This window comes from Roseococcus sp. SDR, assembly GCF_019083995.1.
GTDB lineage: Bacteria > Pseudomonadota > Alphaproteobacteria > Acetobacterales > Acetobacteraceae > Roseococcus.
This window is the reverse complement of sequence record NZ_JAHRCU010000025.1, coordinates 17295-40701: the sequence shown is the minus strand read 5'-3', so window position 1 is coordinate 40701 and position 23407 is coordinate 17295. Positions and strand designations below refer to the sequence as shown.

Sequence of the window (23407 nt, the reverse complement as noted above, 5' to 3'; positions counted from 1 at the left end):
CCCCGGGGCAAGCGGCCCCTCTCACGCCGCCAGCCAGTTCCCCGGGCCCTGGTAGCGCCGCATCGCCCCGCTCTCGCCCTCCAGCGAGAAGAGGTGCAGCCAGCCATGTTCGACCAGCTGCCGCACGCCGGCATGCTTCCGCAGAATGGCCTCCATGGCATCCTCCGGCGCTTCGATCACGACATGCAGGCGCATCGGCTCATGCCGCCAGGACGTGCCGTCATGCAGGGATTGCATCGGCAGGCCGGTGCGCAGGTCACCCCCCTGCCCTTCCAGCACGCCGAAGCGGCCGGTGACATTGTGCAGCACCTTGTTGCCGCAGCCCATGGCGGCATTGTCCACGGTCGAGCCGTAATATTGCAGATTGATCCAGTTCGCGACGACCATGGGGGCGGTCATGATCAGCTCCAGCACGCCGAAGCCCTTGTCCTCCTGCCAGACATAGGAGTGCAGGAAGGTCCGGCCCTCGAGGTCGAGGCCCTGGGTGCGGTGGCGCGGCGCCACGATGAAGGCGGCATTGTTCACCAGGCCCCATTCCGGCCGCACCTCGGACCAGTCGGTGCTGCGCCGCGCGATGGCGCCATCCGGCGCGCCGCTGATGCCGAGGCTGCCGGCCCGGAAGCGTCGCGCCCGCCTCGACGCCTCATCCAGCCAGCCGCGCAGCTGGCGGATGGCGGGGTTGGTCATGTCGGCGTCGTAGAGCGTCACCTCATCCGTCGTCGTGTCGTGCAGCCCGGCCAGGAAGCGCGTGGCGGGCGGGATGACGATGCCGCGGGAGGCGAGGCCCGCGCGCACCGCCGGGTCGTTCAGCACGGCGGCGGCCACGCGCGCATTGCTCTCGCCCGTATGACCACCGCAGGCACCGCAATCGAGGCCGGCCGCATGCGGGTTGTTCACCGTGCTGCTGCCATGCCCGGCCAGCAGCACGATGGGCGCGAAATCATGCGTGAGCGAGAGCGCGCGCAGCACGCCTTCCGCCGCATCCAGCCGCTTCTCGCTGGCGAAGCCATGCGCGCGGGACTGCCAGGGCCGCGCCTCCAGGCTGGGGGCGAGGCGGGCGAGCAGCGCCGGGTCCAGCCCATCCGCATCGCGCGCCTCGGCCTTGCCCAGCGTGCCGCGAATCAGGGCCGGCGCGGCGAGGAAGCCCGCCGTCTCGACATAGGCAAAGGAGGAGACGGCCGAGTTGCGGAAGCTGTTCCAGAGATCCGCCGCGCGGCGCCTGAGGCCGCGCTGCTGCGCGATCTCCGCCTCCTGCGCCGGCGTGGCGCCCTCCACCGCCTCGCAGATGACAAGGCCGGGCTTGAGCAGCACGGGGCATTGCTCGGCCCCCTTGGCATCGCCCAGGCGCACATATTCCAGGGCGAAGCCGAAGAAGCCGGCGAAGCCGATGGTCTCGGCCTGCAGCGTCACCTCCTCCAGCGCGCGGCGATACACCTCGGAGCGGACGTCGATGCAGAAGGCGGCCTGCACGGCGGGCGGCGGCGCGCTGCGCGGCTTGCGCTGCGCGAGCTTGCCGCCCAGTTCCCGCCGGTAGCCGCGCTCATAGGCGTCGAGCAGCAGGAGGTCCGCCGCGAGGTCCGGCGCTTCGGAGGGCGGCGCCGCGAGGCGCGCCTGCCAGGCGGCGCGGAAGGCGGGCTCCACGTGATGCGCATGGAGCGCCTGTTCCCAGGCGAGGCGGATGGCGAGAAGTTCGATCACGCCGTCATTCGCTTCGCCGCCCAGCTCGTTCAGCCAGCCGCGCTGCCGCAGCGCCGCCCCCCAGCCCGAGAGGCCCAGCAGCGCGCGGTGCAGATAGGCGGCCGGCGAGACGAGGCCGAGGGCCGCGAGACTCGCCGCACAGCTCTCCGCCGCATCGGCCGGCAGCGTCGCGATCAGCCCGCGGAAGCCGGTAAGGCCCGCGATCTCCGGCGCCCGGTCATGCTGCGCCGCCGCGCGCCAGGCGGCATAGAGCCCCTGGCCGCGCCAGGGCATGGACCAGCTCGCCTGGCCGTCATCGGCCCAGGCGGCGAGCCATTTGGCGATCTCCTCCGTCGAGAGGCGGCCCCAATCGGTGCCGAGCGTCGCGTCCAGCACATCGCTCACCGTCATCGCGGCGGGCGAGACGGGCGTGGCCGGGCGCGGCTGCTGTGCGATGGCGCGCAATTCCTCCGGCGTCAGGCTTGCCCCTGCTGCTTCGATGGCGGCGGCGAGGTCGGCCTCAATGATGCGGCCGCGCGCGATGGCCTCGGCGAAGATCGCGCGCTCCGGCAAGGCGGGGCGGCCGCTGACCTGGCCGAGCATGGCCTGGGCCGCGCCGAAGGGCAGCTCGGAGAGGCCAAGGAAGGGGTTCACCGCCACGAAGTCGGCGAGCGGCCAGACGGGCGCGATGCGGTTCGCGGCCTGCCGCAACTGGGTGATCATCATGGTCATCACACGCCTCCCTGCTTGAGCGGCCAGTGCTTCGCCACCAGGCGGTTGCACCAGGCATTGACGTAGAACCCGTTGAAGAGATGGACATAGAAGGCCTGCAGCCCGGGGCCCGGCTGGCCGCGGCGGCGCAGCACGTTCAGCACCAGCAGCGTGGCGAAGGCGAGGACGGTGAGCGCGGCCCAGAAGAGGGCGAAGGGCCCGCGCGGCACGGTCTGCTCCGGCAGCGCGGCGGCGAGGATCCACTCCGCGCCAGCCTGCAGCGCGAAGTAGGCGACGCAGACGGCGAGCGCGAAGCCGCCGACGCGGATGGCGACGAAGCGCGCCTCATCGCGCGCCATCAGCGCGCCGGCCAGCATGGGCGTCAGGCCCATCATCAGCGTGGCGCCGAGAACGGCGACGCCGGGCTTCTCGAAGAAGGGCATGCCGAAGATCACGCCCACCACCAGCACCAGCAGCACGGAAGCGGCGAGTGCGGGAATGAGCATGCGCAGCGGCAGCGGTGGCTGCGTGCCCGGCTTGCGCTCGGCGATGACGGAGCCGGCGGAGAGGAAGGCGTGCGCCTTGTACATGGCGTGCGCCACGATGTGCAGCATGGCGGCGGCGAAAGCGCCCAGGCCGCATTGCAGGATCATGAAGCCCATCTGCGCGACGGTGGACCAGGCGAGCGCCACCTTCACGCTGGTCTGCGTGAGCATCACCGCCGCGCCGAAGATGGCGGTCGCGGCCCCCGCCACCAGCAGCAAGTCCAGCGCCTGGGCCGAGAGCGCCACCAGATCCGCCATGCGGACGACGAGGAAGCCGCCCGCATTGATGATGCCCGCATGCAGCAGGGCGGAGACGGGGGTGGGTGTCTCCATCACCTCGGGCAGCCAGCCATGCAGCGGGAATTGCGCGGACTTCACGACCGCGGCGAAGGCGACCAGGACGGCAGCGAGGTGGATGGCGATGCCCGGATCATCGCTGCCGGAGAGCGCCTTGGTGGCCGCGAAGATCTCGCCGAACTCCAGCGTGCCGAAGCGACCGAGGATGAGCAGCAATGCGGCGATCAGCGCCACATCGCCCAGCCGGCTCGCCACGAATTTCTTGCGGGCGGCGAGCTGCGCGCCATGCCGCTCGGGATAGAAGACCAGCAGCCGGTGCAGGCAGAGGCTCGTCGCCACCCAGGCGGCCGCGAAGAACAGCAGGTTGCCCGAGATGGTCAGCGCCAGCACCGCGGCGAGCGTGAAGCCCAGCCAGCGGAAGAAGCGCGCCTGGCCCGGATCGCCATCCAGATAGCGCCGGCTGTAGAGCGTCACGATCAGACCGATGAAGGCGACCAGCAGGAACATCACGCCCGAGACGGCGTCGAGATGCACGAGAAAGCTGCTGGCCCCGCCATTGAACAGGAGCGCCAGCGCCACCGTCAGCGCGCAGGCGAAGGCGCCCTGGGCGGCCAGGACGACATGGCGGCGCGCATCGCCCGGCAGGGCGGCGGCGAGGATGAGCAGGACGGGGGCGAGTGCCGCGATCCAGGGCATGCGGGAGGACTCCGAAATCAGACGGGGCCCTCGTTAACTGCACGCAATGCTTCTGGAAAATTCAAAGATTGGATGGTATCGTTCGGTTCAGGAGAACAATCCATGGCCAGCCTGAACTACCATCACCTGCGCTATTTCTGGGCCATCGCGCGCGAGGGCGGGCTGACGCGCGCGGCGCAGCGGCTCAATGTCGCGCAATCGGCGCTCTCCACGCAGCTCTCGGCGCTGGAGGCGCAGCTGGGGCAGAAGCTCTTCACCCGTGTCGGCAAGCGGCTCGAACTGACCGAGGCGGGACGCATCGCGCTCGACCATGCCGAGACCATCTTCCGCACGGGCGATGAGCTGCTGGACACGCTGCAAGGGCGCGGCCCCGGCGCACGGCGCGTGCTGCGCATCGGCGCCATCACCACGCTCTCGCGCAACTTCCAGCTCGAATTGCTGCGCCCGCTGATCGGGCGCGGCGATGTGGAGCTGGTGGTGCATTCCGGCCATCTGCGCGACCTGCTGGCGCAGCTCGATGCGCTGACGCTGGATGCCGTGCTCTCCAACGCGCCCGTCGCGCGCGATGCCGAGAAGGACTGGACGTCGCGCCTGCTGGATGAGCAACCGGTCAGCCTGGTCGGCCGGAAGCCCCGGCGCGCCCGCGCCTTCCGCTTCCCGGACGACCTGCACGAGACGCCCATCCTCCTGCCCGCGCTCGGCAGCTCCATCCGCGCGGGATTCGACCTGCTGATGGACCAGGCCGGCATCCGCCCCATCATCCTCGCCGAGGTGGATGACATGGCGATGCTGCGCCTGCTCGCGCGCGAGAGCCCAGGTGTGGCGCTGGTGCCGCCCGTCGTCGTGCGCGACGAACTGCGCTCCGGCCTGTTGGTGGAACGCTGCCAGGTGCCGGGGCTGGTGGAGGGGTTTTATGCGATCACGCGCAGCCGGAGGTTTCCCAATCCGCTGCTGGCGGAACTGTTGAAGTGAGGGGCTCTGCCCCTCAACCCCGGCAGGAACCTGAGGTTCCTGCACCTCCCATCACAGAGAACGAACAGCTCCGGCGAACGCATCCAGCGTGGCCGCGATGTCGTCGGGCGTATGCGCGAGCGAGATGTAGTATTTGCTGTCGCCCTTCAGGATGCCGGCCTCGCGCAGGTGGCGGTTGAAATGCGCCGCCAGCTTCGGATCCGCGCGCTGCATGTCGCGGTAGTTGCGGATCTCCCCCTCGGCGAAGACCACGTCGAACAGCACCGGCTCACCCACCACCTGGCCGGGAAGCCCGGCATCGCGCAGCAGGCGCGTCAGCCCTTCCATCAGGCTCCGGCCCGTGGCGAAGGCGCCCTCATAGGCGCCGGGCCGCTGCAGGATGTCGAGCGTGGCGAGGCCGGCCACCGAGGCGATGGGATTGCCCGAGAGCGTGCCCACCTGCATCAGGAAGCCATCATCCCCCACCCGCGCGCGGTCGAAATGCGCCATGATGTCGGCACGCCCTGCGATGGCGGCGAGCGGAAAGCCGCCGCCGATGATCTTGCCCAGCGTGCAGATATCGGGCGTCACGCCGTAATACTCCTGCGCGCCGCCATAGGCGAAGCGGAAGCCGGTCACGACCTCGTCGAAGATCAACGGAATGCCATGGCGCGCCGTCACCTCGCGCAGCGCCTCCAGGAAGCCGGGCGCGGGCGGCAGCAGTCGTTGGAAGGGCTCGACGATGACGCCGCCCAACTCATCGTGATGCGCCTCGATCAGCGCCACCGCATGCGCCGCGTCATTGTAGGGCGCCACCAGCATGTCATCCCGCACGCGGGCCGGGATGCCGGCGCTGTCGGGGATGGCGGTCGGGAAATTGGCGGGGCGCTTGGGCGAAAGGCTCATCAGCCCGTGATCGCTCATGCCGTGATAGCCGCCCTCGAACTTCAGGATCTTCTCCCGCCCGCGGAAGGCGCGCGCCAGGCGCATCGCGTACATATCCGCCTCGGAGCCGGAGCTGACGAAGCGGATCTGGTCCGCGCAGGCCATCGCTTCCACGATGCGCGCCGCAAGTTGGATGCCGGCCGGGTTGTTGGCGAAGAAGGTGGTGCCGAGCGGCACCTGCGCCAACACCGCCGCCGTCACCTCCGGATGCGCGTGGCCGACGAACATGGGGCCGGAGCCCAGCAGGTAGTCGATGTATTCGCGGCCCTCGCTGTCCCAGACATGGCCGCCCTCGCCGCGCACCATGGCGAGGTCGCTCGCGAGGTTGCCGAAATGCCCGGCGGGCAGGACGCGGTGGGCGATGGCGGTCAGCGTGCGATCGTCCGGGCGCTCTTCCGCCCGGGCGTGAATCGCCCGCTCCGAGATGATCTCGTTCATGGCATCACCGCCTCGCCCAGCGTCTGCATCAGGCGGTTGGCGTTGGCGAACATGGCGACCGAGAGGATGATGTCGAGGATCTCGGCATCCGCCATGCCTTCATCACGCAGGCGCTGCACATCCGCCTTCGTGGCTGCGGAGGGCGTGGCGGCGAGCTTCACGGAGAAATCCACGATGGCGCGCGCGCGGGGCGGCATCTCGACCTCCACGCCATCCTTCATCAGGCGCGCCATCAGATCCGGATCGCCCTTCATCTGCACGTAGCGCAGCGCGTGAACGCTGGCGCAATAGGGGCAGCCATTCAGGCGGGATTCCGCCGTCGCCGCCAATTCGCGCTCGGCGCGGGAGGCGCCGCGCGGGCCGTACATGATGGTGTTGAAGAGCTTGGAGCGCTGGCGCAGCACCTCCGCCTCCTGCACCAGCAGCAGGTAGTAGGGGTTCTCCTTTGCCTTGGGGTGGCTCTCCTCCAGCACCTTGATCTCATCCGGCGTGGCCTTGGCGATGTCGAGAACGGGCGCCCAGGCCTTCCAGTTCAGGCTCTGCATGGGGAAGCCGAAATCATGGGTGGATTTCATGGTCATGCCCCCGATGGCTGGAGCGCGCTTGTCGCGCGGAAGGCTGAATCGGTGGCACGCATCATACGTCCTCCAAAAGGCGAAGCCCGGCGAGCAGCCGGGCCTGCATGTTCACATGCGCGATGAGCTGGCCGAGCATCACGACGTCGCGCGGCGCGAGGCCGGCCTGCATCAGCGTCTCGATCGCCTCGGGCGAGGCGCGGTCCGGCGTGCGGGTGATCAGCGTCGCGTAGTCCAGCAGCGTGGGCAGGCGCGCGGAATCGCCGGCGCGCGCCGCGTGATGCGCGGCCAGGGCCCCTTCGGCATTCAGCTCGGCCACGTGGCGGGCCACGGCATGGCGCTCGCCCGTCGAAAGCCCGCTCGCGCCCGCGAAAATCGCGGCCTCGTAGCCGGCCAGGCTGCCGCGGACATCGGGGCGCAGCGCGCGCAGCCCGTCCAGCCTGCTGCCGGGCGCGATGCCCGCCAACTCGTCGATCAGATCGCGCATCGGCGCCTCCCCTTTTTTATGATCGCGGCACGAAGAACGGCGTGCCTTCCAGCTCCGGCTCGTCGAAGGCTTCCAGCTCGCGCCGCAGCGCGCCGATCTCGGCCTGGAAGAGATGGCGCAGAATGGCGGTGGAGACCTTCTCGCCCGCCACCATGACGCCCGGAATGTCGCTCGCGATGCCGCCATGCGTGGCGTGGGCGCCGTAGTTCATCAGATGGATCAGCCCGAGTTCCGGCGGGGCCGAGGCGTCGCGCGGCTGCAATTCAAGGCCGGGGCCAAGGAAGGGGAAGGCCGCCATCTCGGCGCGCTGCATGCCCTCGGGCGGCGTGTAGCGGTCCTGCCAGCGGGCGATGTGGGGGGCGAAGTCCACCAGCTCCGGCACGCGGTCCATGTCCACCACGAAGCCGGTGCCCACGATGAGGAAGTCATGCGTCACCTCGCGATCCGCCAGCTCGATCACCACGCCCTTGCCACCGCGCCGCGCCGCCTTGGTCGGGCTCGCGAGGTGGATGTGGAAGCCAGGGAGCTTCAGCGCGCGATGCACCGTCTCATGCGGCGGCGGCGCCTGGGCGTCATGCATGTAGACGATGAGGTTCCAGCGCTCCTCGAGGCTCAGCGCGTCCCAGCCCATGTGGAAGGCGGGGCCGGCGCTGCCGCGGCCCTTGTTGATCTGCGGCAGGGTGGCGCGGCGCACATACATGTGGGCCTCGGCCGCACCGCGCTCCAGCGCCGTCGCCGCATTGTCCCAGGCCGAGGCGCCGCCGCCGATCAGGCCGAGGCTCTTGCCCCGCAGCGCCGCGAAATCGATCGGCGTGGGCGCGAGCGCCGCGAGCTCGGGGAAGAGGTCGGGTGCCACGAAATCGGGCGTATGCAGCCCGCCCGCGCCGGCACGGCCGGTCGCCATCACGACGCGGCGGGCGAGCAGGCTCTGGCCATCGCTCAGTGTCAGCCGCAGCAGCCCCTCGGCCGGGCTGATGCGCGCCACGCGCACGCCATGGGTGACGGGCAGGGCCAGCACGCGCTGCAGCCAGCTCAGATAATCCTGCCAGGTGGCGTTGTGGATCTTGTAGAGCGCCTCCCAGGCCTCGGTGCCGAAGCTCGCCTCGTACCAGGCGCGGAAGGTGAGCGAGGGGAGGCCGAAGCAGGGGCCGGGCAGCGTCTTGGGCGAGCGCAGCGTGTCCATCCGCGCCGTCGTCACCCAGGGGCCTTCCTGGCCCGGCGCGCTTTCCTCCAGCACGGCGATGTTGCGGATGCCCTTGAAGATGAGCGCGCCGGCCGCGGCGATGCCGTTCATGCCGGCGCCGATCACCACCACATCCCGCACCGCCACGCCATCGCGCATCAGCGGCGGCACCCAGCTGCGGGGCGGGAGGTTCAGCGTCTCGAGGTCCCGCGCCACCTGCGCCTCATGTCGCGCAAGGCCCTGGGGGATGATCTGGTTCATGCGGCGCCACTTTGCTGCATTGCGGAAATGATGGTGTCACCCGTCAGCCTCACTGTCCATTGTGGCGCGCGGCGCGGCTCTGCGGGAAGATGGGTTCCCCCCATGAATTCGCCATCATCCCAGGGGAACTTGATCGCCATGCCCTTCCCGTCGCGCCGCCTCATGCTCACCGGTCTCGCCGCCATGCCCGGGGCTGCGAAGGCCAATGTCACGCTCCCCGCCGGCTGGCCCGAGCGGCCGCTGCGGATCATCCTGCCGGCGGCCGGCGGCGCCGGCACGGCGGATACGCTGGCCCGCATTCTGGCGCAGGAGATGGACAAGCGCCTGCCGCAGCGCACGCTGGTGGACAACCGCCCGGGTGCGAACGGCAATGTCGGCGCCACGGCGGCCGCGCGCGCGGCACCCGATGGCCACACCATCCTCTTCACCTGGGCCGGCACCATGGCGACGAGCCCGGCGCTCTATCGCGACCTCGCCTTCAACCCGCAGCGCGATTTCGAGCCGGTGATCCTGCTGGGCAATGTCCCGAACATCCTGGTGGTGAACAACAGCCTGGGCATCCGCGACCTGGCCGCCTTCACGGCCTATGTGCGGGCCAATCCGGGGCGGCTTTCCTTCGGTTCCTCCGGCAATGGCAGCTCCATGCATCTGGCGGGCGAGCTGTACCGCCAGGCGACGGGGACGGAGATGGTCCATATCCCCTATGCCGGCATCCAGCAGGGCTTCACGGACCTCTTCACCGGCCGCATCCAGGTGATGTTCAACCTGGTCACCGGGGCCGCGCCCCAGGTGCGGGCGGGGCAGGTGACGCCCATCGCCGTGCTGAGCGACCAGCGCTCCGCCGTGCTGCCCGATGTGCCGACCATGGCAGAACTCGGCATGCCGGGGATGGAATTCGGCAGCTGGTTCTGCCTGATGCTGCCGAAGGGGACGCCCGCGCCCATCGTCCAGGCGTTGAACGCGCTGGCGAACGAGATCCTGACCGAGCCCGAGAGCCGGGCCCGCTTCACGGCCCAGGGGCTCGACATCATCGGCGGGCCGCCGGCGCGGCTCGCCACGCTGCTGGACGCCGAGATCAAGCGCCACGCGGAGCTGGTCCGCGTCTCCGGCACCACCCTCCAGTAAAGGGGTCCGGGGCCTTTTGGCCCCGGCCGCCGGAGGCCCTTTTTCCCTTACTCCAGCCGGATATTCGCCCGGCGGATCACATCCCCCCATTTCTGCGTATCGGCGGCCAGCGTCCGCCGCAGCACCTCCGCGTCGCCGGTGAGCATTTCCACCCCCTGCTCGGCCATACGCGTCCGCAGCTCCGGATCGCTTGTCGCAGCGGCCAGGGCGGCGCCCGCTCTCGCAAGGACCGGCGCCGGCGTGCCGGCGGGCGCGAAGAGGCCCTGCCAGAACACCACCTCGAATCCCGGCAGGTCATTGGCGATGGGCGGCAGCTCCGGCATTTGCGGGATCGGCGTGGTGAGCGAGACGGCGATGGCGCGCGTCGCCCCCTCGCGGATCGCAGGCAGCGCCTCCTGCACCCCCTGGAACACCGCCTGCACCCGGTTCTGCCGGAGATCCAGCAAGGCGGGGATGCCGCCGCGATAGGGCACATGCAGGATGTCGATGCCGGCCTGGGCGCGGAACAGCTCGAGGCAGAGATGGCTGACCGAGCCCGTGCCCGGCGAGCCGAAGGAAAGCTGACCCGGCCGCGCCTTCGCCAGCGCGATCAGCTCCGCCACGTTCCGCGCCGGCACCGAGGGGTGGAGATGCAGGATGAAGGGCGTGCGGAAGATCATGCCGATGGGCGCAAGCTCATTCGCCGGGTCGCGCGGCGTCAGCGTGGGTTGCAGCGTCTGGTTGATGGCCAGCGTGGTGGTGCCCGCCCCCAGCGTGTAGCCATCCGGCCGCGCCCGGGAGAGGGCGGTGAGAGCCACCGAGGTGGCAGCGCCGGGCCGGTTCTCGACCAGCACGGTCTGCCCCAGCTCCCGCCCCATGCGCTCGGCGACGGTGCGGCTGGCCAGGTCGGTCACGCCGCCGGGCGGGAAGCCCTCCAGCAGGGTCACGGCGCGGCTCGGCCAGCGCTCCTGGGCCTGCGCGGTGGGGATGAGGGCGGTTGCGGCCAGGCTGGCCGAGAGCAGGGCGCGGCGCGGGAACATGGGCTTCCTCCGGGTTGTTGGGGCCGGAGCCTGCCGCAGCGCTCACCGAAGCGAAAGCCTGCCCCAGACATAAAGACATGCTTATGCCTCTAGCCAGCCCCCCCGCCCCATGCTACGGCCCCGCCCACCGAACACTGCCAGATGAGGAGCACCGCATGCCGGTCGCCGCTGAATACATCGTCAAGGATCTCTCGCTCGCCGATTGGGGCCGCAAGGAACTCAACATGGCCGAGGATGAGATGCCCGGCCTGATGGCGACCCGCGCGGAATACGGCAAGGCGCAGCCCCTCAAGGGTGCCCGCATCGCAGGCTGCCTGCACATGACCATCCAGACCGGCGTGCTGATCGAGACGCTGGTGGCGCTCGGCGCCGATGTCCGCTGGTCCTCCTGCAACATCTTCTCGACGCAGGACCACGCCGCCGCCGCCATCGCCGCCGCGGGCGTGCCGGTCTTCGCCAAGAAGGGCGAGACGCTGGAGGAATACTGGGACTATGTCCGCAAGACCCTCGAATGGGGCGATGGCGGCGAGCCCAACATGCTGCTGGACGATGGCGGCGACATGACGCTGCTGGTCCATTACGGCCTGCGCGCCGAGCAGGGCGACGTGGCCTTCCTCGAGAAGGCGACCAACGAGGAAGAGACCGTCTTCTTCGCGCTGATCAAGAAGTGCCTGGCCGAGAAGCCGGGCTGGTTCGCCAAGCTCGCCAAGGCGATCCGCGGCGTCTCCGAGGAGACGACGACGGGCGTGCACCGCCTCTACAACATGGCGAAGGAGGGCAAGCTGCTCTTCCCCGCCATCAACGTGAATGACAGCGTCACCAAGTCGAAGTTCGACAACCTCTATGGCTGCCGCGAGTCGCTCGTGGACGCCATCCGCCGCGGCACGGATGTGATGATGGCCGGCAAGGTCGCCGTGGTCTGCGGCTATGGCGATGTGGGCAAGGGCTCCGCCGCCTCGCTCCGCAATGCCGGCTGCCGCGTGCAGGTGACGGAGATCGACCCGATCTGCGCGCTGCAGGCCGCGATGGAGGGCTATGAGGTCGTCACCATGGAAGACGCGGCGCCCAAGGCCGACATCTTCGTGACGGCGACGGGCAATGTGGACGTCATCACCGCCGACCACATGCGCGCGATGAAGCACCGCGCCATCGTCTGCAACATCGGCCACTTCGACAGTGAGATCCAGGTGGCCGCGCTGCGCAACTACAAGTGGGACAATGTGAAGCCGCAGGTGGACGAGATCGAGTTCCCCGACGGCAAGCGCATCATCCTGCTCTCCGAGGGCCGCCTGGTGAACCTCGGCAATGCCACGGGCCACCCCTCCTTCGTGATGTCGGCCAGCTTCACCAACCAGACGCTCGCGCAGATCGAGCTCTGGACGAAGCCCGGCGCCTACGAGAAGAAGGTGTACGTGCTGCCGAAGCACCTGGATGAGAAGGTGGCGATGCTGCACCTCGAGAAGGTGGGGGCGAAGCTGACCAAGCTGCGCGCCGACCAGGCGAGCTATATCGGCGTGCCGGCCTCCGGCCCCTTCAAGGCCGAGGCGTATAGGTATTAAGCCCTCAAGCGCCGGGCGCCGCCTCCGGCGGCTTGGCTTCGCCGCGCTACGCGTGCGCTGAAGCCAGCGCGCGGTTGGGCGGCGCCGGCCGCTTTGCGGCCGGATGGGCTTGGGAACACATCAGGGCGCGCCTCGCGAGGGGCGCGCCCTTTTTCTTTCCGCGAAACACCCCAGGTGGCGGCCATGGAAACGACGCTCGCGCTCATCGCGCTCTTCTCGCTCGCGCTCGCCCTGGGCGGCATGGTGTTCTTCGCCGCCGTGGTGGCGCCCATGGTCTTCACCAGGCTGCCCTTCGAGCATGCGGGGCGCTTCATCCGCGCCCTGTTTCCCAATTACTACCTCTGGGTGCTGGCCTGTTCGGCGGCCGCCGCCGTGGCGCTCTTCCCCTTGGCGAAGGAGGCGGCGGGCATCATGGCCGCTTCGGCCGGCCTCACCTTCTGGCTGCGCCAGGTGCTGATGGTGCGGATCAACCGCGCCTCCGACCTCGCCCAGGCCGGCGACGCCGCGGCCAAGCGCGAGTTCGACCGGATGCACCGGCTCTCGGTCATCGCGAACCTGATCCAGATGCTGGCCATCGCGGCCGTGCTGGCGATGTTCGGCGTGGGTTAGCCCGCGTCTGATCGGCTTCGGCGCAAGCCGAGGGCGTGAATCAGCCGCGTTGCGCGCTCAGCGCGCCGTCAGCGTCAGCCCGAACATGTTGCGCCAGCCCTCGATGCTGGATTGCGGCTTGGCCGTGACCATCGAGAAGGCGAGCGGCGCGCGCGGCTGTGCGGCCAGTTCCAGCACCGTCGCCTCACCGCGGATGAAGCGCGCCAGCCCCGCCCGCGCATCGGCCAGGCCCTGCCCCGGCAGGGCGGCCGCCGCTTGCTGCACCAGCCGCTGCCGCAGCGCCGCCTCGCTGATGCGCTCCTGCGCCGCCTGCGTCGCGACCCAGCGCCGGAACAGCGAGAGATCAGCATAGCGCAGCCGCGCGCCCAGCAGCCGGGCGTTCGGCGCCGTCGCCACACCCATGCCCTCGGGCACGCGATCCGCGCGGAAATCCAGGTGCAGTTCGCCCACGTCGCGCAGTTCGATGTCGAATTCGCGCAGCTCCAGAATCTGCCGCTGCACGTCATGCGCGCCACGCAGCCGCGCCTCGGCCGCAATGGTGGAATAGCCAAGGCGCTCCATCCATTCGGCATGCGGGGGCGCGGGCATCACCTCCAGGCCACGCAGCGCGATCTCACCCGTATGAGCACGGTCCGCCGCGATCTCGCCGCGCAGCGTGAGGCCGGAGAGCCTGGCCACCGCCTCGCCGCCTTGGTTCAGCGCCACACCTTCGATCTCCAGGCTCTGCCGCCCCGCCTCCCAGCGCGGCGCGCGCTGCTCGATCGTCGCCGTCAGCAGATCCGCCGCGTCCAGCCCCGAATAGGCGACGCGCGCGATGGTGAGGCGGTCGGCGATGCCCATGCCGGCGCGCACCTCGATGGCGGTCAGGCTGGCCTGTCCGCTGCGGCCGCCGCCGAAGCGCTCGATCGAAATGGCGCCGATATTCACCGGCACCTCGCCCGCGCTGCGCCAGCCCTCCAGCCGCAACAGGTCCACCCGGACATCATTGGGCATCAGCTGCTTGCCGGCGGAGGGGCGGGGCACCGTCACGCCCTCCAGGTCCAGCCGGTCCAGCGTCAGCGGCAGCTCGCCGCCCTCCAGCGCCACGCCGCGCAGCGAGAGGCGGGCGATGCCGTCCTCGCGCAGGCCCTCCAGCCGCGCCTCGGTGATGCGGATCGTCTCCTCCCGCCGGCGCAGCACCGCACCGTTCAGCACGGCGCTGCCGGCCACATCCGTCGCCGTCGCGCGGTCGAAGGTCAGTGTCACATCGGCGCCGAGCATCCGGCGGAGCTGCGTGACGGCGGCGGGCTCCTGCGCGCGGGCCAGGCCGGGCGCGAGGCTGAGGAGGGCGAGCAGAAGGATCTTGCGCATGGTGCAAGGCTAGCGCGGCCGGATTGCACGACGCCAGGGGCGGATGCTGCCTCTGGCGAAAACCGCCCCCATGGCCCACATCTGCGGCATGAGCCAGCTTCCGGCCAAGCCCGCCAACGCCGCCGTCGCCGCCTTCCTTGCGAAGATGGAGGCGATGCCGGCCGTGCGCCCCGTCTCCGCCCGGCGCGGCCGGCTGATCTTCGCGGTGGACGCCACCGCCTCGCGCCAGCCCGCCTGGGACACCGCCTGCCACCTGCAATCCGAGATGTTCACCGCCACGCGGGACTTGGGCGGCCTCGCCGTCCAGCTCGCCTATTGGCGCGGCTACATGGAATTCGCTGCTACCCCCTTCCTGACCGACACGGCCGAGCTCGCGCGGCGCATGTCCGGCGTCACCGTCCTGGGCGGCCAGACCCAGGTGCTGCGCGTGCTGGAACACGCGCTGCGCGAGACCAAGAGCGAGCGCGTGAACGCCCTGGTCCTGGTGGGCGACGCGCTGGAGGAGGCGGTGGACCCGATCTGCCACCTGGCCGGCCAACTGGGCCTGCACGGCACACCCATCTTCTGCTTCCAGGAAGGTCAGGACCGCGTGGCGGAGATGGGCTTCCGGCAGATCGCCAAGCTCTCGGGCGGCGCCTGGGCGCCCTTCGATGCCGGCAGCGCCGAGGCGCTCCGCGCCCTGCTGCGCGCCGTCGCCGTCTTCGCCGCCGGCGGGCGCGCGGCGCTGACGCGGCTGCCGGGGCGCGAGGCGCAGCGCATCGCGGGCCAGCTGCCCGCCCCCAAGGGCTGAACGCATGTTCGCCGTGGCGCTGGGCGCCGCCATCCTGCTGGCGGTGCTGCTCCTGCTCTACGCCTTCGCCAATGCCCGGCCCGCGGCGGTAAAGACGGCGCTGGTCTGGGGCCTGGGCACGCTCGGCGCGGTCGGCGTCACGGCCATGCTGCTGACGGGGCGCGGCGCCAATGCGCTCTGGGCGCTCATCATGTTCGGGCCGGCGCTGATGCAGGCCTGGCGCGGCTGGCGCGCCCGCCAGACCTTCGGCCGCCCGGCCGAGAGCGGCGAAGCCAGCGGCGTGGAGACCGAGACGCTCGAGATGCGGCTCGACCTCTCGAGCGGCGCCATGTCCGGCCGGGTGCGGCGCGGCGCCTTTGCCGGGCGGGACCTCGCCTCGCTCGACCGCGCCGAATTGATGACGCTGCTCAGCGACTGCCAGGCGATGGATGCGGAGAGCGTGCCGCTCATCGAAGCCTGGCTCGACCGCACCGACCCGGAATGGCGCGACGCGGCGCCGCCGCCCCCGTCTTCCTCGGGCGGGAAGATGACGCGGGCCGAGGCGCTGTCCGTGCTGGGGCTGAGCGAGGGCGCGAGCGTGGAGGAAATCCGCGCCGCGCATCGCCGGCTGATGCAATCGGCGCATCCCGACCGCGGCGGCAGCGACTGGCTGGCCAGCCGGGTGAACGAGGCGCGGGATCTGCTGCTGGGATAGAAGATTGCGGTGCCCGACCGAGGGGCCAGCCCCTCGGGCTCCCCGGCAGGGAACCAGTTCCCTGCACCCTGGTCAGAAAGAGGGGGAAGCCACTGCCCGTTCAGGCCCCCGCCAGCGTCATCCCATCCACGCGGATCGTCGGCGCATCCGTGCCGCGCCGGAACTCCAGGTCATTCGCCGCGCGGATCGCCAGGAACATCTCCGTCAGCTTGCCCGCGATGGTGATCTCGCCCACCGGCTCGGCCAGTTGCCCGTCGCGGATCATGAAGCCCGCCGCACCCCGAGAGTAATCGCCCGTGATGCCGTTCACGCCCATGCCGATCAGCTCGGTGACATAGAGGCCTTCCCGGATATCGGCCATGAGCGCGGCGGGCGTTTCGGCCCCCGGCTCCATCCAGAGATTGGTGGGCGCGGGCCCCGGCGGGCCGCCCGTGCCGCGCGAGGCATGGCCGGTGGTGGCGAGGCCCAGCTGCTTCGCACTCCGCCCATCGAGCAGCCAGGTGGTCAGCACGCCATCCTCGATCAGCGCGCGGCGCTGGCCGGGCTGGCCCTCGCCATCGAAGGGGCGGGAGCGGGGGCCGCGCGCGCGCAGCGGGTCATCCACCACGAAGACGCCGCGCGGCAGGATCCGCTGCCCCATCGCATCCTTCAGGAAGGAGGTGCCGCGCGCGATGGCCGCGCCATTGATCGCGTTCACCAGATGCCCGAGCAGCGAGGAGGCCACGCGCGGGTGATAGACGACGGGGATGCGCGCGCTCTTGGGCCGCGTCGGGTTGAGCCGCGCCACCGCCTGCTCGCCCGCGCGCCGGCCCAGCAGGGCCGCGTCATCCAGGTCCGCGAGATGGGCGGCGCTCGCATAATCATAGTCGCGCTGCATGCCCGTGCCGGTGCCGGCCAGCGCCGTCGCCGAGACGGAATGCGAGGCGCGCGTGTATTCGCCGAAGAAGCCGCGCGAGGTGGCCAGCGCGCGCGTGGCGCGGGACCAACTGGCGGAGGCGCCTTCGCTGTTGGTCACGCCCGGTACGGCGAGTGCGGCTTCCTCCGCCAGCGCCGCACGCGCCAGCAGGGCATCGGCGTCGGGCTCCAGCGCATCGCCAAGGTCGAGCGCGGCGCCGGGCGCCGGCGCGTCCAGCAGCGTGGCCATCGCATCCTCCGGCACCACGCGCGCCATGGCGACGGCGCGTTCGGCCAGCGCCGCGAAGCCGGCGGGCGAGGCATCCGTGCCGCTGACGATCGCGACCCGCTGGCCGATGAAGACGCGCAAGCCGAGATCCGTGCTCTCCGCGCGCTCCAGCTCCTCGATGGCGCCGAGGCGGCGCTGCACGGAGAGCGAGGCGGAATGCACCAGCAGCGCATCGGCCTGCTCGGCCCCCGCGCGGCGGGCGGCCTCCAGCAGGGCGGAGAGGGTCGCCTGGTTGCTCATGCCGCCATCCTCTCCGCGATCTCCGAAAGCCGCATCACCTTGCCGATGGGCCCCATCGTCGCCAGCGTCGGCTTGCCGCGGAAAATGCGGGCCGCGGCGCGGCGCACATCCTCCACCGTGACGGCGGCGATGCGCTGCTTGGTCTCCTCCGTGGGGATGATGCGGCCATGCACCTGCAGATGCCGCGCGATCTGCTCGCAGCGTGACCCCGTCGATTCCAGCGACATGAGCAGCGAGGCCCGCAGCTGCGCCTTGGCCCGCGCCAGCTCCTCCTCCGTCACGTCGAGCTGCACGCGGCGCAGTTCCTCGATGGCCACCGGCAGCAGCTCCGCCACCTGGTCCTCGCCCGTGCCGGCATAGAGCGCGAAGACGCCCGCATCATCATAGGGGTGCGCGAAGGAATAGATGGAATAAACGAGGCCGCGCTTCTCGCGGATTTCCTGGAACAGCCGCGAGGACATGCCGCCGCCCAGCAGCGTCGAGAGCAGCATCACCGGGAAGTGATCGGGGTCGGTGTAATGCGTGGAGGGGAAGCCCAGCACGAGATGCACCTGGTCCAGCTCGCGCTCCTCGCGGAACTCGGAGCCCACATAGCGCGCGGGCTCGGGCGCATGCGGCGTCACGGCCGGCAGGTCGCGGAAATGCTCGCCCACCATCGTGAGCAGCGCGTCGTGATCCAGCGCGCCGGCGGCGGCGACGACCATGCGCGAGGGGCCGTAATGCCGCGCCATGTATTGCGTCAGCGCCTCGCGCGGCATCTTCGCGATGATCTCCTCCGTGCCCAGCGTGGGGCGGCCCATCGCCTGGTCGGGGAAGCAGGCATGCTGGAAGTGATCGAAGATGATGTCGTCCGGCGTGTCGTTCGCCTGGCCGATCTCCTGCAGGATCACGCCGCGCTCGCGCTCCAGCTCCTCGGGCGTGAGGGTGGAATGGCAGAGGATGTCGCCGATGATGTCGGCGGCCAGGCCCACATCCTCCTTCAGCACCTTGCAGTAATAGGCGGTGTTCTCGCGCGCCGTGTAGGCGTTGATATGGCCGCCCACATTCTCGATCTCGCGCGCGATGGCGGGCGCGTCGCGTCGCGCCGTGCCCTTGAAGGCCATGTGCTCGAGGAAATGGGAGGCGCCGTTCTCCTCGGCCGTCTCGTTGCGCGTGCCGGCATGCACATAGGCACCGATCGAGACGGTCTCGACGCGGGGCATATGCTCGCTGGCGACGATCAGGCCGCTGGGCAGGCGGGTGAGGCGGACGGTTTCGTTCATGCGGTTCCTTGAAGGGTTACGCGGCGTTGCGGCGGCTGTGCTGGCGCACGAAGCCCTGCGCATCGGCAAGGTCATTGGGCAGGACGGTGAAGCGCTCGGGGCGCTCATAGAGATCAGCCAGCGCGGGCGGCAGCGGCGGATGCACGCCGGTGGCGCGCTGCACCGCATCCGGGAATTTCGCCGGATGCGCCGTGGCGGCGATGATCACCGGCATGTGCGGATCCGCCGGCGCGCAGGCCCGCGCGGCCGCGGTGCCGATGGCGGTGTGCGGATCGGCCAGATAGCCCGCGGCCTGATGCAGATGCGCGATCTCGGCCAGCGTGCCGGCATCATCCAGCATGAAGCCCTGGAAGTGCTGCGTCGCTTCCCGCCAGGCCGCATCGGGGATGGGCATGCGGCCCGTCGCGCGGAAGCCCTGCATCTGCGCGGCGGTGGCCTTGGCGTCGCGGCCCAGCAGCTCGAAGAGCAGCCGTTCGAAATTGCTGCTCACCTGGATGTCCATCGACGGCGAGAGCGAGGGCTCCACCGCCCGCGCGCTCATGTCGTTGGAGACGAGGAAGCGCGTCAGGATGTCGTTGCGGTTGGACGCCACGATGAACTTCGCGATGGGCAGGCCCATGCGCTTCGCCGCCCAGGCGGCCAGCACATTGCCGAAGTTCCCGGTGGGCACGGAGACCGCCACCTCGCGGTCCGGCGCGCCGAGCGCGAGCGCCGAGGCCACATAATAGGGAATCTGCGCCGCGATCCGCGCCCAGTTGATGGAGTTGACGGCGGCGAGCTTCATCTCGGCCCGGAACGGCGCATCCACGAACATCGCCTTCACCAGGTCCTGGCAGTCGTCAAAGCTGCCCTGGATGGCGAGGTTGGCGACATTGGGTGAGAGCACCGTTGTCATCTGCCGGCGCTGCACCTCGCTGGTGCGGCCCTCGGGGTGGAGGATGACGATATCCACCGCCGCGCGGTCGCGGCAGGCCTCGATGGCGGCGGACCCCGTGTCGCCGCTGGTGGCGCCCACGATGGTGATGCGCTCGCCGCGCTTGGCCAGCACGTGATCAAACAGACGGCCGAGCAGCTGCAGCGCCACATCCTTGAAGGCGAGCGTCGGCCCATGGAACAGCTCCAGCGCGAAGTCGCGCGGCCCGAGCTGCACCAGCGGCACCACGGCCGGGTGGCGGAAGCTCGCATAGGCGGCGGTGGTCAGGCCGCGCAACTCCTCAAGCGTCAGGGCATCGCCCACGAAGCGGTGCAGGATGCGGGCCGAAAGCTCCGCATAGGGCAGGCCGCGCAATTCGCGCCATTCGGCGGGCGAAAGCTGCGGCCAGGATTCAGGCAGGAAGAGACCGCCATCCTCGGCGAGGCCGGCGAGCAGGACATCCTCGAAGCCGCGCGGGGCGGCTTCGCCACGGGTGGAGACATAGCGCATGGGAGAGAGGTTTAGTCCCTGGCCGCGCCCAAGGGTAGCTAGGCCTTCTTCGCCAGCTTGCGCGCCAGCAGATAGCCGAGGCCCCCACCGATAGGCCCGGCCGGCAGGACCAGCAGCCAGCCCATATGCACCCCCTGCGCGATGGCGATGAAGCCAAGGCCGAGCAGCAACCCGCCCACCAGGCTGCCCACCACGCCGGCCGTCAGGCCCAGGACCAGGATTTCTTCGCGCGTCGCCATGGCCCCGAGTAGGGGTTGCGCCCCCGGTTTGACAAGGGCCGGCGGAGGACCTAGACCGCCCCCATTCCTGGGAACGAGGACGCGCCTTCGGGGCGTGCGCCCGCTTTTGCCCGCCAGGGCGAAGGACTACCGGGACAACCCGCTGGGCTGAGAACGGCCCCGCCTGATGAAGAAGGCCGGACGCCGCAATGGCGCCGGGAAGCAGCGCATGACCAAGCGCCTTGCCAGCAAGTACAAGATCAACCGCCGCCTGGGCGAGAACCTCTGGGGCCGCGCCAAGAGCCCGGTCGTCAAGGCCCGCAAGGGCGAGCAGGGTGCGCGCACCTACGGCCCCGGCCAGCACGGCCAGCGCCGCAAGAACAAGCCGACCGATTTCGGCATCCAGCTGATGGCGAAGCAGAAGCTGAAGGGCTACTACGCCAATATCGGCGAGAAGCAGTTCCGCAAGTATTACGACGAGGCCGTGCGCCGGAAGGGCGACACCTCCGAGAACCTGATCGACCTGCTGGAGCGCCGGCTGGACACCATCATCTACCGCATGAAGTTCGCGGTGACCCCCTTCGCCGCCCGCCAGTTCGTGAACCACGGCCATGTGCTCGTGAACGGCAAGCGCGTGAACATTCCGAGCTACAGCGTGCGCGACACCGACACCATCGAGGTGAAGGAGAAGTCGAAGCAGCTGACCATGGTGCTCGACGCCGCCCAGGAAGCCGGCCGCGACGTGCCGGAATATATCGAGGTGGATCACCGCGCGATGCGCGGCCGCATCCTGCGCACGCCGAAGTTCAGCGACGTGCCGTATCCGGTCCAGATGGAACCGAACCTGGTCGTCGAGTTCTACTCGCGCTGATGAGTGTCGGGGCGGGGGCTTCGGCGCCCGCCCCCCTCCACCATGGCCACCGAGAAGCAGCGCATGCTCGCGGGCCAGAACTACCGGCCCGATGACCCGGAGTTGCAGGCCGAACAGGCCGCGACCCTCGCCTGGCTCGGCCGCTACAACGCCTCCCACACGCTCACCGCCGAAGCGCGCCACGCCCTGCTGGCCGAGCGCCTCGCGCATGTCGGCCCCGGCGCCGTCATCCGCCCGCCCTTCCATTGCGACTACGGCTTCAACATCCGCCTCGGCGCCGGCGCCTTCCTCAACTTCAACGTGGTGATCCTCGACGTGGTGGAGGTCACGATCGGCGATCGCGCGCAGATCGGCCCCGCCGTGCAGATCTACGCCGCCGACCATCCGCGCGATGCCGCCACGCGCCGCGCCGGGCTGGAGTTCGGCCGGCCGGTGCGCATCGGCGCCGATGCCTGGATCGGCGGCGGCGCCATCCTGCTGCCAGGTGTGACCATCGGCGAGGGCGCGGTGGTGGGTGCGGGCAGCGTCGTCACGCGCGACATCCCCGCCGGCGCCATCGTCATGGGCAACCCCGCACGCTCCCGGAGCGGTTGACGCGCCCCCCGCTTCGGCGGCACACGCAGTCCATGCCCATCCCGCAGCAGATCCCGCAACGCGATGTCCTCGAGGCGCTCGTCCGGGCGACCCATATCAGCTTCCTGGGGCGCTCGGTGGACGCCACCTGGCTCGCCGCCTTCACCGAGGAATTGCTGCGCCGCGGCGCCACGGAATCCCTGGACGAGGTCGTCACCGACTTCATCCGCATCATCTACACGAGTCCCGAGGCGCAGAACCGGCTGATGACGACGCTGGGGGGCCGCGGCATGGAGGCGATCATCGCCCCCGGCCTCGCCTCCCGCCCCTCGCCGCTCGCCTGCATCGGCGCTGGCTGCGTGCCGCGCGTCGCCGGCATGCTCAAGCGCGCCGGGCTGCGCCGCTGGGCCGGCCCCTTCGACTGGATGACCATCCCGGCCGAGGCGGTGCGCGACTCCATCGTGGATGACTGCGCCGGGCTGCTCATGGCCTCGGAATACGAGCCCATCCCGCTGGAGGACCGCCCGCCCGAGAGCGACGGCCATCTCTGCCGCCACATGCGCCTCTCCGACCTCTACGGCGAGACGATCTTCCACCATTTCGACCCCTCGGAGCCCACGGGCTATGCGAGCCTGGAGCGCGCGACGCTGCGCTTCCGCGAGGCGCTGCGCGGCCTGCACGGCAAGCTGCTGCTGCAGGTGGTGGAGGAGAATGCGAACAGCGTCGCCACCTTCGCCGACACGGCCGACATGCTCGACCGTTCCGCGCGCGGCGTGATCCTGGTGACGATCGCGCTGGTGGAAGGCGCCCCGCCCGGCCCCTTCCCGGAGATGGAGCTGGGCCAGGCGCGCGGCGTGCACCGCTACCTGCGCGCGCGCACGGTCTCCGAGCAGGAGGGCATCGCCTTCACCGACCCGCTGGATGAGATCGTCCTGCTGCGCGGCGCGCTCGCCGCCCCGCAGATCAGCAAGATGTGAGCGCCCCCCTCATGGAGCGGGCGCACCTACGACGAATGCGAGGCGAATAGCCGAGCCGGATCGCTTCAGCGATCCGAAGCCCAGGCGGCGGAGCCGCCGCGTCGTGCCGAAGGCACGCCTCCGGCGTGACGCGCCTGAGGGCGTAGATTAAGCCTCAGCCTTGGTCGCGATGCCCTTTTCCTTCAGCATCGCCTGCAGCTCGCCCGACTGGAACATCTCCATCACGATGTCGCAGCCGCCCACGAACTCGCCCTGCACATAGAGCTGCGGGATGGTCGGCCAGTTGGTGTAGGCCTTGATCCCCTCGCGGATCTCCATGTCCTCCAGCACGTTCACGCCCTTGAAGGGCACGCCCACATGGCTGAGGATCTGCACGACCCGGGCCGAGAAGCCGCATTGCGGGAAGACCGGCGTGCCCTTCATGTAGAGCACCACGGGGTTGCCCTTGATGTCCGCCTCGATGCGGGCGGTGACGTCGTCGCTCATCCTGGAAGTTCCTTTTCGCGGTTCATTCAATCGGGCGCGCTGGTCTGCAGCGCGAGGGCATGCAGCACGCCGCCCATGCGGCCTTGCAGCGCGGCATAGACGATCTGGTGCTGCTTGACGCGGGAGACGCCGCGGAAGCTCTCCGAAATCACCTTGGCGGCATAGTGGTCGCCATCGCCGGCCAGATCCTCGATCGTCACCTGGGCATCGGGCAGGGCCGATTTGATCAGCGCCTCGATTTCGGCCGGTTGCATCGGCATGG

General features: G+C 70.2%; 23 protein-coding genes. 9 read left to right on the top strand and 14 right to left on the bottom strand.

From position 1 onward, the window contains the following. Positions 1-21: 21 nt before the first annotated feature. Positions 22-2409 carry a YbcC family protein gene (locus KTR66_RS21565; RefSeq protein WP_213616325.1) on the bottom strand — a complete coding sequence of 796 codons (2388 nt, stop codon included), beginning with the start codon at positions 2407-2409 and terminating at the stop codon, positions 22-24. Continuing rightward, complete coding sequence (locus KTR66_RS21560; protein WP_213616323.1) at positions 2409-3926, bottom strand: NADH-quinone oxidoreductase subunit L; 1518 nt, start codon at positions 3924-3926, stop codon at positions 2409-2411. The genes KTR66_RS21565 and KTR66_RS21560 overlap by 1 nt, the downstream gene beginning before the upstream one ends. A gap of 102 nt (positions 3927-4028) precedes the next feature. Between KTR66_RS21560 and KTR66_RS21555 the strand changes: the two genes are divergently transcribed. Further along, the gene (locus KTR66_RS21555) at positions 4029-4898 is read left to right on the top strand and encodes a LysR family transcriptional regulator (RefSeq protein WP_213616321.1); all 870 of its coding nucleotides are present in this window, start codon (positions 4029-4031) and stop codon (positions 4896-4898) included. Between the two features lie 51 nt (positions 4899-4949). Here the strand turns inward: KTR66_RS21555 and KTR66_RS21550 are convergent, their stop codons facing one another. The 4 genes from KTR66_RS21550 to KTR66_RS21535 all read right to left on the bottom strand — a co-directional run bounded on the left by KTR66_RS21550 (position 4950) and on the right by KTR66_RS21535 (position 8766). Then, positions 4950-6260: an aspartate aminotransferase family protein gene (locus tag KTR66_RS21550; RefSeq protein WP_213616319.1), complete on the bottom strand. Its 1311-nt coding sequence runs from the start codon at positions 6258-6260 to the stop codon at positions 4950-4952. Further along, a complete protein-coding gene (locus KTR66_RS21545) occupies positions 6257-6835 on the bottom strand; it encodes a peroxidase-related enzyme (protein ID WP_213616317.1) in 579 nt (192 codons plus the stop codon). Before KTR66_RS21545 ends, KTR66_RS21550 begins: the two co-directional genes overlap by 4 nt. A 61-nt stretch (positions 6836-6896) precedes the next feature. Next, positions 6897-7322 carry a hypothetical protein gene (locus tag KTR66_RS21540; protein WP_213616315.1) on the bottom strand — a complete coding sequence of 142 codons (426 nt, stop codon included), beginning with the start codon at positions 7320-7322 and terminating at the stop codon, positions 6897-6899. Between the two features lie 16 nt (positions 7323-7338). Continuing rightward, on the bottom strand, positions 7339-8766 hold the full coding sequence (locus KTR66_RS21535; protein WP_213616313.1) for an FAD/NAD(P)-binding protein: 1428 nt from the start codon (positions 8764-8766) through the stop codon (positions 7339-7341). 138 nt (positions 8767-8904) lie between these two features. Between KTR66_RS21535 and KTR66_RS21530 the strand changes: the two genes are divergently transcribed. After that, positions 8905-9891, top strand: a complete 987-nt coding sequence (locus KTR66_RS21530; RefSeq protein ID WP_213616311.1) for a tripartite tricarboxylate transporter substrate binding protein — start codon at positions 8905-8907, stop codon at positions 9889-9891. A gap of 47 nt (positions 9892-9938) precedes the next feature. Here the strand turns inward: KTR66_RS21530 and KTR66_RS21525 are convergent, their stop codons facing one another. Continuing rightward, positions 9939-10910 (bottom strand): tripartite tricarboxylate transporter substrate binding protein, encoded by a 972-nt coding sequence (locus KTR66_RS21525; RefSeq protein ID WP_213616309.1) that lies wholly within the window; start codon positions 10908-10910, stop codon positions 9939-9941. A 155-nt stretch (positions 10911-11065) separates the two neighbouring features. Between KTR66_RS21525 and ahcY the strand changes: the two genes are divergently transcribed. Both ahcY and KTR66_RS21515 read left to right on the top strand, forming a co-directional pair. Beyond that, positions 11066-12469, top strand: a complete 1404-nt coding sequence (gene ahcY, locus KTR66_RS21520) for an adenosylhomocysteinase (protein WP_213616307.1) — start codon at positions 11066-11068, stop codon at positions 12467-12469. A 183-nt stretch (positions 12470-12652) separates the two neighbouring features. Then, positions 12653-13078 (top strand): DUF4149 domain-containing protein, encoded by a 426-nt coding sequence (locus KTR66_RS21515; protein ID WP_213616305.1) that lies wholly within the window; start codon positions 12653-12655, stop codon positions 13076-13078. A gap of 57 nt (positions 13079-13135) precedes the next feature. Here the strand turns inward: KTR66_RS21515 and KTR66_RS21510 are convergent, their stop codons facing one another. Next, positions 13136-14428: a hypothetical protein gene (locus KTR66_RS21510; protein WP_213616303.1), complete on the bottom strand. Its 1293-nt coding sequence runs from the start codon at positions 14426-14428 to the stop codon at positions 13136-13138. A 70-nt stretch (positions 14429-14498) separates the two neighbouring features. Between KTR66_RS21510 and KTR66_RS21505 the strand changes: the two genes are divergently transcribed. Both KTR66_RS21505 and KTR66_RS21500 read left to right on the top strand, forming a co-directional pair. Further along, on the top strand, positions 14499-15218 hold the full coding sequence (locus KTR66_RS21505) for a VWA domain-containing protein (RefSeq protein WP_249732333.1): 720 nt from the start codon (positions 14499-14501) through the stop codon (positions 15216-15218). Between the two features lie 4 nt (positions 15219-15222). Then, positions 15223-15912: a hypothetical protein gene (locus KTR66_RS21500; RefSeq protein ID WP_213616301.1), complete on the top strand. Its 690-nt coding sequence runs from the start codon at positions 15223-15225 to the stop codon at positions 15910-15912. A gap of 100 nt (positions 15913-16012) precedes the next feature. Here KTR66_RS21500 and KTR66_RS21495 read toward each other — a convergent pair whose 3' ends face one another. The 4 genes from KTR66_RS21495 to KTR66_RS21480 are packed head-to-tail and all read right to left on the bottom strand — an operon-like array spanning position 16013 to position 20259. Further along, complete coding sequence (locus tag KTR66_RS21495; RefSeq protein WP_213616299.1) at positions 16013-17335, bottom strand: TldD/PmbA family protein; 1323 nt, start codon at positions 17333-17335, stop codon at positions 16013-16015. Continuing rightward, positions 17332-18597, bottom strand: coding sequence for a pitrilysin family protein (locus KTR66_RS21490; RefSeq protein ID WP_213616297.1), 1266 nt, complete (start codon positions 18595-18597; stop codon positions 17332-17334). Before KTR66_RS21490 ends, KTR66_RS21495 begins: the two co-directional genes overlap by 4 nt. A 16-nt stretch (positions 18598-18613) precedes the next feature. After that, a complete protein-coding gene (gene thrC / locus KTR66_RS21485; protein ID WP_213616295.1) occupies positions 18614-20020 on the bottom strand; it encodes a threonine synthase in 1407 nt (468 codons plus the stop codon). 38 nt (positions 20021-20058) lie between these two features. Then, the gene (locus KTR66_RS21480) at positions 20059-20259 is read right to left on the bottom strand and encodes a hypothetical protein (RefSeq protein WP_213616293.1); all 201 of its coding nucleotides are present in this window, start codon (positions 20257-20259) and stop codon (positions 20059-20061) included. Positions 20260-20467: 208 nt separating this feature from the next. Between KTR66_RS21480 and rpsD the strand changes: the two genes are divergently transcribed. The 3 genes from rpsD to KTR66_RS21465 all read left to right on the top strand — a co-directional run bounded on the left by rpsD (position 20468) and on the right by KTR66_RS21465 (position 22659). After that, positions 20468-21109, top strand: a complete 642-nt coding sequence (gene rpsD, locus KTR66_RS21475; protein ID WP_213616291.1) for a 30S ribosomal protein S4 — start codon at positions 20468-20470, stop codon at positions 21107-21109. A 63-nt stretch (positions 21110-21172) separates the two neighbouring features. Continuing rightward, on the top strand, positions 21173-21703 hold the full coding sequence (locus tag KTR66_RS21470) for a sugar O-acetyltransferase (RefSeq protein WP_305799140.1): 531 nt from the start codon (positions 21173-21175) through the stop codon (positions 21701-21703). Between the two features lie 32 nt (positions 21704-21735). After that, positions 21736-22659 carry a DUF1796 family putative cysteine peptidase gene (locus KTR66_RS21465; protein WP_213616287.1) on the top strand — a complete coding sequence of 308 codons (924 nt, stop codon included), beginning with the start codon at positions 21736-21738 and terminating at the stop codon, positions 22657-22659. A 147-nt stretch (positions 22660-22806) separates the two neighbouring features. Here the strand turns inward: KTR66_RS21465 and grxD are convergent, their stop codons facing one another. Together grxD and KTR66_RS21455 are read right to left on the bottom strand one after the other, a co-directional pair. Next, positions 22807-23145 carry a Grx4 family monothiol glutaredoxin gene (gene grxD / locus KTR66_RS21460; RefSeq protein ID WP_213616285.1) on the bottom strand — a complete coding sequence of 113 codons (339 nt, stop codon included), beginning with the start codon at positions 23143-23145 and terminating at the stop codon, positions 22807-22809. 26 nt (positions 23146-23171) lie between these two features. After that, positions 23172-23405, bottom strand: coding sequence for a BolA family protein (locus tag KTR66_RS21455; protein WP_213616283.1), 234 nt, complete (start codon positions 23403-23405; stop codon positions 23172-23174). Positions 23406-23407: the final 2 nt, after the last annotated feature.